We start from the raw sequence: 13,957 nt of genomic DNA, 5'->3' as shown, positions 1-13,957 counted from the left end.
CTTTTCCTGTATCTTCCCTTTTTTGTCAAATTAGGCAGCACTATTGTTGCGAAGCTTGTCCTAGCTACAGTTTTTTCTAATCTTCAAATTTGCAAACACACTATTTAATTTTTATTACTGATATAAATATTTAAATCAATGTTTTGAGATATACATTCAAACGCTTGGCAAGATGGTTTAACGTACATGATACTCCCACTCATCCTTTTGATGCTTGGTTTAGTGGGTCTTTTTTTGGGTTCGCAACTGGCGGTAAGAGGTTTTGAGAACATAGCACGCCACTTCGGACTCTCTCATCTGTTCATAGGGTTAACGATAGTAGCCATAGGAACCTCTTTGCCAGAAATAGCGGTCAGCGTAGTAGGAGCCATAGACATACTTGCGGGTGCTGAAATGTCTGCGGTTTCTGGTATCGTGGTCGGCAACAAAATCGGCTCTTACCTTAATCAACTTACTATAATTATGGGCATCGTAGGGCTTGCCGGATTGATGTCCATAACCAAACGGGAACTGAAGAGGGAGGGAACCATGCTAATTCTGTCCATAATTCTCTTTTCTTTAGTCGCCTTGGACTTGAAAATAACTCCTCTGGAAGGAGTTGTTGTCACACTCGCTTATCTGCTATACTTCATTTACCTCGTCAAGCAAGAGGCACCTTCCAAATCAACCCCTAAAGTAGAAAAAGAAAAACCAGAAATGCACCGCGTCAAAGACCTCTTGATGATCCTCATTGGGATGGGTATTCTCATTTTGGCTGCAGAATTTGTTGTTGAAGGAAGTGTTCAACTCGCTGAGTTATGGCACGTCCCCCCTTCTGTTGCAGGGCTGTTGATAGTTGGCTTGGGCACAGGCTTGCCAGAACTGACACTTGACATAACAGCCCTGCGAAGGGGCGCAGCAGGCATAGCGGTGGGCGACATGATTGGGAGCAACATCTGCGACATTCTTTTCTCCTTGGGCGCTGGTGCCATGATCTCCGGGTTTACAGTTGAGCCTGTGCTGTTATTGTTCGACACACCTTTCATGTTCTTGGTAGCTTTTCTTGTGATAGGTTTGTTTTTGAGGAATATGAGACTTGAAAGGAAGGAGGCGCTGGTGCTCATACTCGTTTACGTGTCTTATGTGTTGTTGAAACTGACGTTTTTCATGGGAGGTTAGATAGAGAGGAGGAAGAGAGACGTCTTGATAAAGACCGATAAAACAAAGCAACTATTGATGAACACGATATTAAGATTGCTGGAGCAACACGGAGGACTAACCTGTTTTGAACTGACATATCGAATGAAATTTTGTGAGGGCGGCACGACAACCAACTATGACAGGAGAAGAATCGTTAGGTATCTGCTGTTACTGAGGAATTTAGATAAAGTCGAGTTCGACAAGACAACTAAGATTTGGAGTCTAAGGTGGCTTAAACGGGCGGTTAGATAGAAACATGATAAGATTGTTGGAAGGGTCGGATGTAGTTGCTATTTCCGTAATAACATCGCTCTCCTTGGTGCTCTTAGCCTATAACCATCTGATTATTGGATTCCTCGACTACACCTTGCTTTTCCTATGCATCGTCATTCTATGCATTATCTACCTACTTGCTTTTCTCTTAGCATTAGCTCTTTCAAATTCCTCGCGAGGAGGGCTCAAGTGAAAAAGAAACTTACTGTCACACATCTTTGGATGTTTGCTTGCGTTGCCTATGGATTCGCTGTCTTCATGGTTTTCGAAGGAAGGCTTGTAGGCTCTATTCTTTCTGCAGTGTTGTGTCTGTTGTTGTTGACTTGCACAAGGTGGGCGGTGAACCACGGAGAAGTTGAAGTTCGGCGTTCTGAATGATAGGTTAAGTAGCGGTAGCAAATGGCACTAGCCTCGAGTGACACAGCTGAAAACCAATGAGCCCAGAGGGACTTTACACATTCAAACTTCCTAAGAGAAGAAAAAGATGAATAACAAGAGCGTCTAAATATCAACCTTTACCAAAACCCGACGCTTACTGGTGACCAACAGAGAAAGACGCGCGCGATTTTTTGACCTGCGTTCTACAGAACAGAAAAAATGAACCTAATTTTTGTTAGGTTTCTCTAAATATGCTACTTTGTTGTCCAGATCTAGATGTTCTATGAAGAAGTTGCCGTCAATTCGCACCCAAGATTTGATGTATGTAGGTGTTACTTTTGCCATAATCATTCCCGGAATGCGACAAAAGATTTCAAATTCTTTTGGATGCTTTTTCTTGGTAACTTCTGCCCCTTTCTTGCTCTTTTCGTCTAATGGTTTTCCTAAGATTTCTGCAACGCCTTTTATGCTTATGTTGTCTCTTGCTAATGCGACATTCGAGTTTTCTTTTATTTGAAGTATCTTCTCATGGTGATTCCAAGACATGAAGTAGAAATCGAGTCCTTCAGTGGCATAAGTAACGGTTCTTGCTGTAACTTTGTTATCGTGTGATGTAGCCATTATTATTGTGTGATGGCTTTCTAAGAATTTGATCTTTTCTTCTCTCAGTTTCTCAAAATCTAGTTCTCTCATCTGCTTCTCTCATTATTGCTCTATTCATCTACTACTATGAGCTACGTCGTATCTCCATTCATGCAGATACCGTTGCACATTTAGCTTAAGATTTTCTCGACCTCTTCCTTATCCGCATCCATAATGTAATTAATCCCAGATATCCTTACAGCTTCAGGAGTTAAGGCAGCGATGTCATCTCGCGTGATATACTGAAGCGCGAATTTTCGGGCTCCACACATCAACTGTTTAAGTCCGTGGATCAACCTTTGATTGTAGGTGTAGAGGCCAATTGCTCCTGTAGGTAAGCTCTTGAATTTTTCTCTAAACTTGCTTTTCAACCTAGTTGCTTCGACAAAGATCGCATCGATGGTGTTGCCATATCTTGCATAGTAGACTGGAAGATTGTCTTCATTGATTCTACCACCAACATTTTTGCCTATCATAGCTGCGGTAAGGGGGGCTCTTGCCATGCCTATTGCTTTGACGTATGGTGCACCTAGCGTCAGTGCTTTAAAGATGTGGTCTTCCATAGTAATGCCTCCGGCGAAGGCTACGCTAGGTACGTAGTCTCCTCTCTTAGCTAGTCTATCTATATATTGATACGTTAATGACCAGATCTCTACGCTGGGTATTCCCCACTCATTCATCATACGCCAAGGACTCATTCCAGTTCCGCCACCTGCACCGTCAACGGTAAGTAGGTCGATCTTAGCCTTGGACGAGAATTTTACAGCTCTTGCCACGTCCGCTGGTCGGTAAGCCCCTGTCTTTAGAAAAATATATTTAACACCTAAGCTTCTGAGTTCTTTCACTCTGCTCACAAAAGCTTCTTCTGTAACCATGCCAACTCGAGAGTGCCTTTCGAATTCTTTAAAGTGTTTTTTCTTGAATGCTTCAATAATGTCAGGATTCTCAGGATTGGGGATAACTATGTATCCTCTTTTCTTTAGAAGCTGCGCCTTGCCTAGATCTCTGATTTTAACTTCGCCGCCAATATCTTTGGCTCCTTGGCCCCACTTTAGTTCAACAGCGTCCACTTCTAAATCTGACATTGCATATTCAAGAACGCCGAGCTTTGTATCTTCTACGTTGGATTGAACAACAATGGCACCGTAGCCTTCTTCTCTCCACTCCTTGTAGGTTTTCACTCTCCATTCCAATTCCGGAGAATGAATTACTTTTCCATTGTTGAATTTTGAGTCAACATCCATGCCACATACATTTTCCCCTATTACTTGCATTGTTCCTGAGATTGCTGCGCCAATAGCCAATTCTTTCCAGTTATCTTTGGCGATTTTTGTCGATCCAAGGGCACAGGTGAACCATGGAACCTTTAATTTTATACCTTCGCCTTGACCTATTTTGGTTTCCAGGTCAACGTTGGGAAATATGGCTTTGTCACTGTCGGCTTCAATGCCAATGGCTCCTACGGTTGTTCCCATGATGTTGAAGTGCGAAAGGTTTACGGGATAGTTCTTTTGGGATCCAGTGGTTATTATGCCGAAAGGCGCTGGGTAAATGACTTCGCTACCTCTTATGGCGGATTTGGCAACTTCGCATGGGCCTGGGCATCCATCTATGCAAGTGACGCAAAGCCCGCTGACGGGACATGGATCGGTTCTATTTTTAGTTAGAGTTGCTGGGCTTCTATTTGGTTTTGAAAAGGTCATACTATTTTTCCTCCTTTTGTACACAGGCTCCACATGAGTCTAGAGTACACATGACTTGGTCATACTTTTCTACACATTGCGGGGTTATGACAAGACAGGAGTTGCAGAGTTCTCCTGGAGATTTTACGCCTCGGCACTGCAGTTCTACTACAGGGCAAATATACATGCAGGCTCCGCAGTTACGGCATATTTCGCTGGACATACGGAAGGGGGTAACTACTTCTCTTTTTTGCCCTCTGCCCACAAAACCTATTGCTCCGCTTCCCATCTGTTCAGCGCACATCCTTACGCATAACCCGCATAGGATGCAGTCTTTGCTTTCCATCTTGAATCTGACTTGCTCCAATCCTATCTTGGAGGCTAAGTCTTGCAGGGTCTTTGAGTTGGGGCATCTGGCAATTAACAATTCTAATATTAGCTTCCGCCCCTTTATCACTCTCTGCGAGTGCGTTTTTACTCTTATTCCTTCCTTAGCAGGGTATAGGCAAGAGGTCACTAGTCTCGTTCTTCTTCCGTCGTCAACCTCTACCATACATAAACGACAGGCGCCGTAGGGAGTCAACTCATCGTGGTAGCATAAGGTTGGGATGTTGAACCCGTAGAATCTAGCGACTTCAAGTATAGTGGAACCTTCTTCTGCTTGAACTTTTACTCCGTCAATTGTGAGGGTTACCATCTAATTACTTCCTACTTCACCATTATCGCTTCAAATGGGCAAGCATCTCGGCAGATGCCACATCTAATGCATTTGCTGGGGTCTATGGTGTAGGGATTCTTTGGTTCGCCTTGTATGGCCTGTTGAGGACAGAGTTTCAAACAGGCACCACATCCTGTGCATTTGTCTTCAAGAATGAAATACTCAATAAGGTCTTTGCAAATGCCTGCAGTGCACTTTTTGTCTTTCACGTGAGTTTGATATTCATCTTGGAAATATTTCAAAGTTGACAGGACAGTGTTTGGAGATGTTCGACCAAGACCACAAAGAGAAAAATCCTTAACCATCTCTGCCAACTCTTGAAGAAGTTCCAAATTTTCTTTCTTGGCACGACCTGCGGTTATGTCGGTTACGATCTCAAGCATCCTTTTGACTCCTTCGCGGCAGGGAACACATTTGCCGCAAGATTCGTACTGTAAGAAGTCGAGGAAATACCGCGCCACGTCAACCATACATGTGGCTTCATCCATAACGATCATACCGCCAGATCCCATCATTGAGCCAGCTTCGGTTAACTTGTCAAAATCTACTGGGAGGTCGAGCAGTTCTTCAGGTATACATCCACCGGAAGGGCCACCTGTTTGAACAGCTTTAAACTTCTTGCCTTCAAGTATCCCTCCACCTATATCGTAAATGATCTGCTTAAGTGGGGTTCCCATTGGCACTTCAATGAGGCCTGTGTTGTTTACTTTTCCAACGAGAGAGAAGATTGCTGTTCCTTTACATTTCTCGGTTCCTATTTTTGCATACCAATCCGCGCCATTATTGATAATTAAAGGGACGCAGGCCCATGTCTTAACGTTATTCAGATTAGTCGGTTTGCTCCATAAACCCCGCTCAACTGTATGGATGTATTTTGCTCTTGGCTCACCCACTTTGCCTTCTATGGAAGCGACTAATGCAGAAGATTCGCCACATACGAATGCGCCCCCACCGCGGATTATCTTGATGACTAGGTCGAACCTAGAACCAAATATGCTGTTTCCCAAAAACCCGTATTCTTTTGCTTGGTCTATTGCTATCTGAAGGTGCTTCAATGCTAGGGGATACTCGGTACGAACATAAAGGTAACCTTGATTCGCTCCTATGGCGTAGGCTCCTATGATCATGCCTTCCAGAATGCTGTGGGGATTCGCTTCCATGAGGCTTCTGTCACTGAAGGCTCCAGGATCACCTTCATCACCATTTCCGATCACGAATTTAATGTCCCCCTCAGCTTCTCGGCACGATCTCCATTTTCGTCCAGTGGGGAAACCTCCGCCGCCGAGACCGCGTAACCCAGATTTTTCGACAGTATCAATAATTTTCCCACAAGACATTGCTGTAATAGCTTTCGCGAGAGCCTGATAACCTCCAACAGCGATGTAATCAAGTATGTTTGTGGGGTCAATTCGTCCGTTGTTAGCAAGAATTCGTCTTGTCTGCATTTTGTAGAAAGGCACTTCAGTTTCACAAAGAACTTTTTGGTGCGTTGCAGGATTTACATACAAAAGCCTGTCAACGACCTCCCCGTTGTGCAGTGTTTTCGAAACGACTTCAGGAACATCACTTGGCTTTACTCCTTGGTAGAAAATTTCTTTGGGCCCTATTACAACCACAGGACCTCTTTCGCAGAAGCCATGACACCCTGTTTGCTTGACATCCACATCGATCCCAGAGCCTTGCTTCATGGCCTCGTCCCGAAAAGCCTCGAGAACATCTAAGCTACCACGTGCTCGGCACCCCGTACTGACGCATACTCTTACACAAGGCTTATTCGGATCTCTGTTTTCCAGCAAAGAGTTTCGCAGAGCTACAAGCTCTTGGTGAGTTCTAACTGTTTTCATTTTTTTCCTGTACCCGTTTCAACACACTATTGATTTTCGTCGGGGTCATCTTGTCGAAGTAGCGCTCATCAATGATCATAACGGGCGCTAACGCGCATGCACCAAGACACCGGACTGATTGAATACTAAACTCTAGGTCAGGCGTTGTCTCGCCATCTTTTATGTTCAACTCTCTTTCTAAAGCCTCAAGAACCCGAGTTGAGCCTCTCAAGTAGCATGCCGTTCCAAGACAAACACGAATGAGGTATTTGCCACGGGGTGTCAGGTGAAATGCATCGTAGAAGGAAGCGACGCCGTAGACTTGGATCAGAGGAACTTCAAGTTTCTCGGATACTTGTCTCAACGTCCAAGCCGGAAGATAACCATACGAATTTTCAATCTCTTGCAATACAGCAATCAATGCTGACTTTTCACGAGAATAACCTTCAATAATCTTGTCGACTTTACTGTGTTCAGAAACATTTTCCATCAAACTTCATAACTCCCGGCAGGTCAATCATCTACTCTCCATGTCACCAGAGTGAGGTTTTTCATGAAGTCTTGGCATCTGAGTTTCTGGTAACTTTTTTTATGCCCTTGAAGCTTAGTGGCACTTCTTCACAAGCTCCCTCAGCAGACATTATTTCATAGACATCTTTTGAGCCACATTCTCGACATTCCAGAGGTCTGTATCTACAAGTTTGACAATTATCGGATTCCATACCAATTCGAAGACAAAGATCCTCGACCCCCTCTTTTTGTCCAACGATCAATCCAACTAGCTCAACCCACGTGGTTCCACAGTGAGCACAAGCAACCCTTTTCCTGCTCAACTCTCCTGTTTTCCTTCTGTCTTCAATCTCCTTGATGATTTCTGTTATCTGCAACCAACATCACACATTCTAAGAATATTTGCCTGATATTTATTCCTTTTGTCTGAAAGAGAAGCACGATTCTCGACATATTAAGATATTAGAGGCATAAAGTGGCGGAAGTGTGGGGCAACCCTCAGCCATAGGCGTTGCACTCGACACCGTAAGATTTTTCGTCAAGAATAGTATAATTTATAAGCTCTAAGCGCAACCTTTCTGAAAAAGGGATATTTTCATGACTCGTGGGACACAAGTTGATGAGATTGATGTAAATATTCTTAGGGCTCTTCAGAGAGACGCGCGTCATAATTTCGTTGACATCGCAAAGAATTGCAGTGTCTCAACTGATACGATAAGCAAGAGATTTAGAAAAATGAAAGAAGCGGGAATTATCAGGGGAACAACCATACTATTGAATCCCAAAAGCTTCGGATATGACTGCGTTGCGAGCATAGGTGTAGACGTAAGCTATCCACGTCTCAACGAAGTTGTTGAACTAATCCAAACTATCCCGGAAATTGTCTTCTTCACTACTTCTATAGGCAGAGAAGACATCTTTTGCATCGCAGTTCTTAAGAACATTGGCAAGCTCAGCCAAATAAAGGATCTAATAAAGGGGCACCCTCTGGTTAGAAATGTAACTACTAGCATCTGGGTTGACGAAATATTACTATGCCCTGAAAATTTCGAATTTAAACATCTCAGAAAGTAGTGATTATGATGGATGAAATTGACCTACACATAATCGAGAAACTGACGAAGAATGCTCGCATGTCTTTCCGAAAAATTGCTGAGGAACTCAAAATATCTCCTGACACGGTGATAAACAGGTATCAAAAACTACAAGAGAAAGGTGTAATTCGAGGATCCACAGTAGTAATCAATCCGAAGAAAGTTGGGTATCATTGTATGGCTGCATTTCTTATTGATGCATTATCCCTACATATATTAGGAAACGAGGCTAATCCAGTCGATTCATCACTGATTCTGGACAAACTGATTTCAATGCCAAACATAATTCTAGCCACAAAAACTGTCGGGGATCATGACTTGTTAGCTATCGGAGTGGCAATGGATTTTGAGCATCTGATGCACATGACCCATGAAATCGCACGAATACCAGGCGTGAAGGACATTCAGGTTTCCTTTTGGGTCGAGAAATCTTCCCTTTGCCCCAAATACTTCATAGTTTAGGGTGCATACGTTTCGTAATGCATGCATGCAACTGATTGTTTTAGGTGAAATCCTTCGCAAGAGAGAGGGATATTTTATTCCGCAAATCCGCAGGGTCATCACAGAAATGTTAGTCGTCTCAGTGTGACAATGAAGTGGTATGCGCAATACACGTGCGTATGATCTGCGCGCGCGTTTCTGACAAATATTTAGGAATGGAATCCTATCAAATTGAAATGCGCGCGAACCTGCGATTAGAGACATGTGAAAATTTATATTAAGCTAAACGTACTGCTATAATGCAAATGAGTGCGGAAGATGAAAGCACCGTCTTCTCAACGTGGTTGACGCATGATAGAACGCGTTAAAACTTTCTTCCGGAGAACTAGACAGTATCTACAGATTACGCAAATGACCCCTATTGCCAGAAGATACTTTATCAAGAACGGTTTTGACGGCTCAATGACCATGCTGGGCATTATTATAGGCTCTTGGAGCGTGGGAGTCACAAAGCCTGAAATAATCGTCACCGCAGGGTTAGGGGCATGTCTAGCTATGGGGATATCCGGCCTTTTCGGCGCCTACATGACCGAAAAAGCTGAGAGACAGAGACAGCTTAAAACGCTCGAGGCTGCCATGCTCACCGATCTCAGCGGCTCAATACACAATGATGCTTCTAACTTTGTTTCTGTGTATGCCGCATTTATTGATGGTTCATCACCTATTTTGACGGGGGTGATTTCTCTTGTCCCCTTCATTCTCGCGTTGACTGGAACATTTCTCATCTGGGAAGCTTACATGGTCTCGGTCATTCTCACCTTAATCACATTGTTTTCTTTAGGCCTTTATCTGGGGAGAATCGCGAAGGCGAACATTTTGTTATACGGCGCCCAGACGGTTGCCGCTGGAATAGTCACAGTAGCCATAGTTCTTCTACTGAGCGCCATTTAACCTTTCTACCGACCAAATCGCCTTCAAGTCACCCAAATTTTGGGCCCACAAATGTGGGGACAACATGTACGACTTGTAGCAAACAAAAGTGCCTAATCGCCTTAAGTTGATGTTTTTTGATGAGCTTTCTTCTAACAGCAACTTTTCTAGATAAACACGGCACGAATAAAAGATAAAGCCAAAGCTAGATGTTAAAGGTTGCAACCGAATTGGTTGTTCAGACACAGGCGCAAACGTTGCCATCATTTAAATATCTAATATCGGTGAATATTTTTAAAGAATAAATATCATGTAATTTCATAAGTGTATGAAAACGATAATGGAGGAAAACAGAGCACGTCTAAACCCCTCAAAATGAGCGTTTGCATCGTAGATGCCCCCGACAAGATCCGATTACTCGCCGACTTCACGCGAACGGAAATTTTACAGTTACTGTGCGAACATCCTATGACAGAGGCTCAACTCTCCGACGAACTCGGTCTGACAAGAGCCGCGATTGGCTATCACCTCAAGCTGCTGATGAAGGCTCAACTTATTTACTTGGAAAGAGTTGAGCCCGAGGAACACGGCATCTTACAGAAATTTTACAGCCCTGTAGCGGCTTTCTTCATAGTAAACTGCGATCGTATACCAAAGGATGTTAAGAGATTCTTTATACAGATGCAGATTGTGAATCTAAGAGGAATCTTCATCGCTTTCCAGCTGCAACACCGTTTCTTTGGCGTCTCACCGGCAACCCTCGAAAAATTGGCTCTGATGATGCTCAAGCAACTTGAGAATACCGGCCGAAAATACTCAAAAGAGGGACCAGTAGAAAACGCTGAGACCCTAAAAGTAAAGATATACGCCGAAGCCCTCAGAGTCCTTACTAAACAAGACGAGTGGCACGCCCTATTCAGAAAGTCCAGAGAACCTAAACTTTAGAGAACCCTGCGCGGTGCTCGCGCATTAAGCGGAACGCCCACAAAATCAGCGTAGCATCTTGCCAAATGTAAACGTTAAATAGTTTATTGCTTTTAGTAGTCTTCTCTGGAGAGAGAACGGGAATGTCTTCAATATTTGCGAGGAGAATGCAAGATCTAGGCACAGAAACCGCATTTGAGGTTCTTGCAAAAGCTAAAGCCCTAGAAAAACAAGGTCGCGAAATAATCCACCTCGAAATTGGTGAGCCAGACTTTGATACACCTAAAAATATCAGAGACGCAGCAACAAAAGCCATGAACTCCGGCTATACGCATTATGTTCCTGCTGCTGGAATTCCTGAACTGAGAGAAGCCATAGCAGAACACATCTCAGAAACAAGAAACATCACAGTAAACCCTGAAGAAGTTGTTGTGACACCTGGCGCCAAGCCAATAATATTCTTCAGCATACTGGCTTGCGTCGAAATGGGTGACGAAGTGATGTATCCAAACCCGGGATTCCCGATATATGAATCTCTGATAAAATTCCTCGGCGCAAAACCAGTGCCCATGCCACTGAAAGAAGAAAACGATTTTGCACTAGACACCGTGGACACAGTGGAAAAAATCTCAGACAAAACCAAGATGATTATTCTTAACTTCCCAGAAAACCCCACAGGCGGCGTGTTAATAAAAGAGAACTTGGAAGCTATCGCTGACAAAGTCAAAGACAGAGACGATTTGATTATAGTTTCAGATGAAGTGTACAGTCGGATGATTTACGAAGGTGAGCATAGAAGCATTGCTTCGCTTCCAGGAATAAAAGACAAAACAGTGATAATAGACGGGTTCTCAAAAACATACGCTATGACTGGGTGGCGACTGGGTTACGGAGTTATGCCAAAGAACTTGGCGGAAAAAATCACGCAGCTCATGATAAACTCTAACTCTTGCACTTGTGCCTTCTCACAGATGGCGGGCGTCGAAGCTTTACGTGGCCCTCAAGATGAGGTGGAAAGGATGGTGGAAGAGTTAAAGGGAAGACGCGAAGTCATAGTATCTGGCTTAAACAGAATAGAGGGCATAACCTGCAATAAACCTCAAGCTACGTTCTACGTCTTCCCAAACGTGAAAGGAGTAAACTTGGACAGCCGAAAACTACCGGACTTTCTGCTTAATAAGGCAGGCGTGGCTACGTTGTCAGGCACGGCTTTCGGCGAGTATGGTGAAGGCTACATGCGATTCTCATTTGCCAACTCTATTCCTAACATTGAAAAAGCCTTGACACGGACAGACGAAGCACTTCAAACTCTCTAAACTCTTCTTTTTTTTATCGGTTCTCACTAAATGACTAGCAAACAGTTGGCCATTTAGATTGAAGCGCTCTCTGTTTTCTAGGAACTCAATTGAATATTTTTCCCATTAGCATCCAACGTTGTAGGAAAAATTTCTCTGTTGGACTTTCGCTTCTTCAACTAACGCCGTATGTACGTTCGTAGCGGTTCTTTCCTTTAATTTCCCTTCTGCGCTCTCTTCATAGCTTATCGGTTGACTAAAAGATAGTTAATGGCTTGTATTCGCCATAAACTTCCCGTAGAACGTCGCATATTTCGCCTACTGTAGCATATTCTTTGACAGCCTCTAAGATAGGTGGCACAAGGTTTTCTGTTTCCTCTTCAGCCAAATGACGCAAAATTTCAAGAGCGTCCCTGACTTTTCGGTTGTTTCTTTCCTTTTTCACGCGGCTCAACCGTTCAACTACTTTCATTTCAATAGCAGGGTCAACCCGCAAAATCTTGATAGGCACTTCCTCTTCAGTTATGAATTCGTTTAAACCAACAATTGTGCGGTCTTTTTTCTCAACTTCTCTCTGGTATTTGTAGGCGCTTTCTATAATTTCACGCTGCATGTAACCTTTCTCTATGGCATTCACTGCGCCTCCCTGTCGGTCGATTTCCTCAATGTAGCGCATAGCATCTTCCTCAATCTGAGTGGTTAAAGCCTCAATGCAATAGCTTCCAGCTGTTGGATCAACAGTGTCAGCAACACCACTTTCGCAGGCAATAATTTGCTGTGTGCGCAGAGCGACAGTTACAGCCTTTTGACTTGGTAATGCGTATGCTTCGTCGAAACTGTTGGTGTGTAAGCTTTGTGTTCCGCCGAGCACTGCTGCAAGGGCTTGAAGTGCAACGCGAACGATGTTGTTGTGGGGTTGCTGTGCAGTTAACGCCACGCCGCTGGTCTGTGTGTGGAAGCGTAATTGCCAAGATGAAGGCTTTCCAGCTTCAAATCTTTCTCGCATTATACGCGCCCATAATCGCCGGGCAGCTCGAAATTTGGCGATTTCTTCAAGAAAATTGTTGTGACATGCAAAAAAGAAGGAGAGTCTTCTGGCAAAGTTGTCTACGTTCAAGCCACGGTCAATTGCCGCTTGCACGTAAGCGATGCCATTAGCAAGAGTGAAGGCAACTTCCTGAACCGCTGTTGCGCCTGCCTCGCGAATGTGGTAACCACTTATGCTTATCGTGTTCCAGCGGGGCATGTTCTTGCTACAGTATTCGAAAATGTCCGTAACAAGTTTCATGCTTGGTTTAAGAGGGTAAATGTACATGCCACGAGCCACGTATTCTTTGAGAACATCGTTTTGAACGGTGCCACCTAGGGTCGACGGGGAGATTCCTTGTTTTTGTGCTATGGCGACGTACATGGCCAGAAGCACTGCGGCGGGCGCGTTTATCGTCATGCTCGTCGATACTTTATCTAGAGATATCTCTTCAAACAAAAGCTCCATTTCCTTCAATGTGCCAACGCTTACCCCTACTTTTCCAACTTCACCCAGCGCCAGAGGATAGTCACAGTCCAATCCAATCTGTGTAGGAAAGTCAAAAGCCACGCTTAAGCCAGTCTGGCCCTGATGAAGCAAGTATCTAAAACGCTGATTTGTCTGCTCTGCTGTCCCAAAGCCTGCGTATTGCCGCATAGTCCAAAATCGAGCACGATACATTGTTGGATAGACGCCGCGAGTGTAAGGATATTCGCCTGGAAAGCCTAAATCTTGAATGTAGTCCAAGTCTTTTGTTTCAAGGGGAGTATAGAGTCTTTCAACGGTAATGTTTGAGCTGGTCTGAAACTTGTTCTTTCTTTCTGGAAGACGCGTTAGAGTTTTTTCTACTGTCTTTTTTTTCCATTTCTCTTTTTTCCCTTTGAGATATTTGGAATCTTGCGGGTTCGTCAATCTGGTTTCACCGCCCTATTGTCATTATATTCGAGTGTTCTTAGATTGATATGTCATTGTTCCTTATTGTATATTCTTGATGCCTTGTAGTTTGTGTTTGGAATTTGTCGCGTTAAAAATCGGGGCGTA

At 43.8% G+C, this 13,957-nt stretch carries 15 protein-coding genes; 8 read left to right on the top strand and 7 right to left on the bottom strand.

What is annotated here, in order from left to right:
- Positions 1-186: 186 nt before the first annotated feature.
- From NWE91_08875 to NWE91_08865, 3 genes are all read left to right on the top strand, one after another.
- Positions 187-1,158: a calcium/sodium antiporter gene (locus NWE91_08875; GenBank protein ID MCW3986500.1), complete on the top strand. Its 972-nt coding sequence runs from the start codon at positions 187-189 to the stop codon at positions 1,156-1,158.
- A 24-nt stretch (positions 1,159-1,182) separates the two neighbouring features.
- A complete protein-coding gene (locus tag NWE91_08870) occupies positions 1,183-1,431 on the top strand; it encodes a hypothetical protein (protein ID MCW3986499.1) in 249 nt (82 codons plus the stop codon).
- A gap of 210 nt (positions 1,432-1,641) precedes the next feature.
- Positions 1,642-1,830 carry a hypothetical protein gene (locus NWE91_08865; protein ID MCW3986498.1) on the top strand — a complete coding sequence of 63 codons (189 nt, stop codon included), beginning with the start codon at positions 1,642-1,644 and terminating at the stop codon, positions 1,828-1,830.
- A 225-nt stretch (positions 1,831-2,055) separates the two neighbouring features.
- Here NWE91_08865 and NWE91_08860 read toward each other — a convergent pair whose 3' ends face one another.
- From NWE91_08860 to NWE91_08835, 6 genes are all read right to left on the bottom strand, one after another.
- Positions 2,056-2,523 carry a pyridoxamine 5'-phosphate oxidase family protein gene (locus NWE91_08860; protein ID MCW3986497.1) on the bottom strand — a complete coding sequence of 156 codons (468 nt, stop codon included), beginning with the start codon at positions 2,521-2,523 and terminating at the stop codon, positions 2,056-2,058.
- 80 nt (positions 2,524-2,603) lie between these two features.
- Positions 2,604-4,175, bottom strand: a complete 1,572-nt coding sequence (locus tag NWE91_08855; protein MCW3986496.1) for an FMN-binding glutamate synthase family protein — start codon at positions 4,173-4,175, stop codon at positions 2,604-2,606.
- A gap of 1 nt (position 4,176) precedes the next feature.
- Positions 4,177-4,851, bottom strand: a complete 675-nt coding sequence (locus NWE91_08850) for a 2Fe-2S iron-sulfur cluster-binding protein (GenBank protein MCW3986495.1) — start codon at positions 4,849-4,851, stop codon at positions 4,177-4,179.
- 11 nt (positions 4,852-4,862) lie between these two features.
- On the bottom strand, positions 4,863-6,716 hold the full coding sequence (locus NWE91_08845) for a 4Fe-4S binding protein (protein ID MCW3986494.1): 1,854 nt from the start codon (positions 6,714-6,716) through the stop codon (positions 4,863-4,865).
- A complete protein-coding gene (gene nuoE, locus NWE91_08840) occupies positions 6,703-7,185 on the bottom strand; it encodes an NADH-quinone oxidoreductase subunit NuoE (GenBank protein MCW3986493.1) in 483 nt (160 codons plus the stop codon). Before nuoE ends, NWE91_08845 begins: the two co-directional genes overlap by 14 nt.
- Positions 7,186-7,246: 61 nt before the next feature.
- A complete protein-coding gene (locus NWE91_08835; protein ID MCW3986492.1) occupies positions 7,247-7,582 on the bottom strand; it encodes a hypothetical protein in 336 nt (111 codons plus the stop codon).
- A gap of 220 nt (positions 7,583-7,802) precedes the next feature.
- On the opposite strand from NWE91_08835, the gene NWE91_08830 reads away from it, so the two are divergent.
- The 5 genes from NWE91_08830 to NWE91_08810 all read left to right on the top strand — a co-directional run bounded on the left by NWE91_08830 (position 7,803) and on the right by NWE91_08810 (position 11,910).
- Entirely contained in the window at positions 7,803-8,279 is a 477-nt protein-coding gene (locus NWE91_08830) for an Lrp/AsnC family transcriptional regulator (protein ID MCW3986491.1), read from the top strand.
- 5 nt (positions 8,280-8,284) lie between these two features.
- Positions 8,285-8,761 (top strand): Lrp/AsnC family transcriptional regulator, encoded by a 477-nt coding sequence (locus NWE91_08825; GenBank protein MCW3986490.1) that lies wholly within the window; start codon positions 8,285-8,287, stop codon positions 8,759-8,761.
- A gap of 330 nt (positions 8,762-9,091) precedes the next feature.
- Complete coding sequence (locus NWE91_08820) at positions 9,092-9,691, top strand: hypothetical protein (protein MCW3986489.1); 600 nt, start codon at positions 9,092-9,094, stop codon at positions 9,689-9,691.
- A gap of 303 nt (positions 9,692-9,994) precedes the next feature.
- Positions 9,995-10,615: a winged helix-turn-helix domain-containing protein gene (locus tag NWE91_08815; GenBank protein MCW3986488.1), complete on the top strand. Its 621-nt coding sequence runs from the start codon at positions 9,995-9,997 to the stop codon at positions 10,613-10,615.
- Positions 10,616-10,737: 122 nt separating this feature from the next.
- Positions 10,738-11,910: a pyridoxal phosphate-dependent aminotransferase gene (locus tag NWE91_08810; GenBank protein ID MCW3986487.1), complete on the top strand. Its 1,173-nt coding sequence runs from the start codon at positions 10,738-10,740 to the stop codon at positions 11,908-11,910.
- Between the two features lie 235 nt (positions 11,911-12,145).
- Here the strand turns inward: NWE91_08810 and NWE91_08805 are convergent, their stop codons facing one another.
- Complete coding sequence (locus NWE91_08805; protein ID MCW3986486.1) at positions 12,146-13,828, bottom strand: methylmalonyl-CoA mutase family protein; 1,683 nt, start codon at positions 13,826-13,828, stop codon at positions 12,146-12,148.
- Between the last annotated feature and the right edge of the window lie 129 nt (positions 13,829-13,957).

Source organism: Candidatus Bathyarchaeota archaeon, from assembly GCA_026014805.1.
Lineage (GTDB): Archaea > Thermoproteota > Bathyarchaeia > Bathyarchaeales > SOJC01 > JAGLZW01.
This window is presented reverse-complemented; position numbering and strand designations above follow the sequence as displayed.

Coding starts and splice junctions, on each gene's coding strand:
- NWE91_08825 (MCW3986490.1), top strand. CDS start 8,285: ATGATGGATGAAATTGACCTACACATAATCGAGAAACTGACGAAGAAT.
- NWE91_08855 (MCW3986496.1), bottom strand. CDS start 4,175: ATGACCTTTTCAAAACCAAATAGAAGCCCAGCAACTCTAACTAAAAAT.
- NWE91_08845 (MCW3986494.1), bottom strand. CDS start 6,716: ATGAAAACAGTTAGAACTCACCAAGAGCTTGTAGCTCTGCGAAACTCT.
- NWE91_08850 (MCW3986495.1), bottom strand. CDS start 4,851: ATGGTAACCCTCACAATTGACGGAGTAAAAGTTCAAGCAGAAGAAGGT.
- NWE91_08860 (MCW3986497.1), bottom strand. CDS start 2,523: ATGAGAGAACTAGATTTTGAGAAACTGAGAGAAGAAAAGATCAAATTC.
- NWE91_08810 (MCW3986487.1), top strand. CDS start 10,738: ATGTCTTCAATATTTGCGAGGAGAATGCAAGATCTAGGCACAGAAACC.
- NWE91_08820 (MCW3986489.1), top strand. CDS start 9,092: ATGATAGAACGCGTTAAAACTTTCTTCCGGAGAACTAGACAGTATCTA.
- NWE91_08830 (MCW3986491.1), top strand. CDS start 7,803: ATGACTCGTGGGACACAAGTTGATGAGATTGATGTAAATATTCTTAGG.
- nuoE (MCW3986493.1), bottom strand. CDS start 7,185: ATGGAAAATGTTTCTGAACACAGTAAAGTCGACAAGATTATTGAAGGT.
- NWE91_08875 (MCW3986500.1), top strand. CDS start 187: ATGATACTCCCACTCATCCTTTTGATGCTTGGTTTAGTGGGTCTTTTT.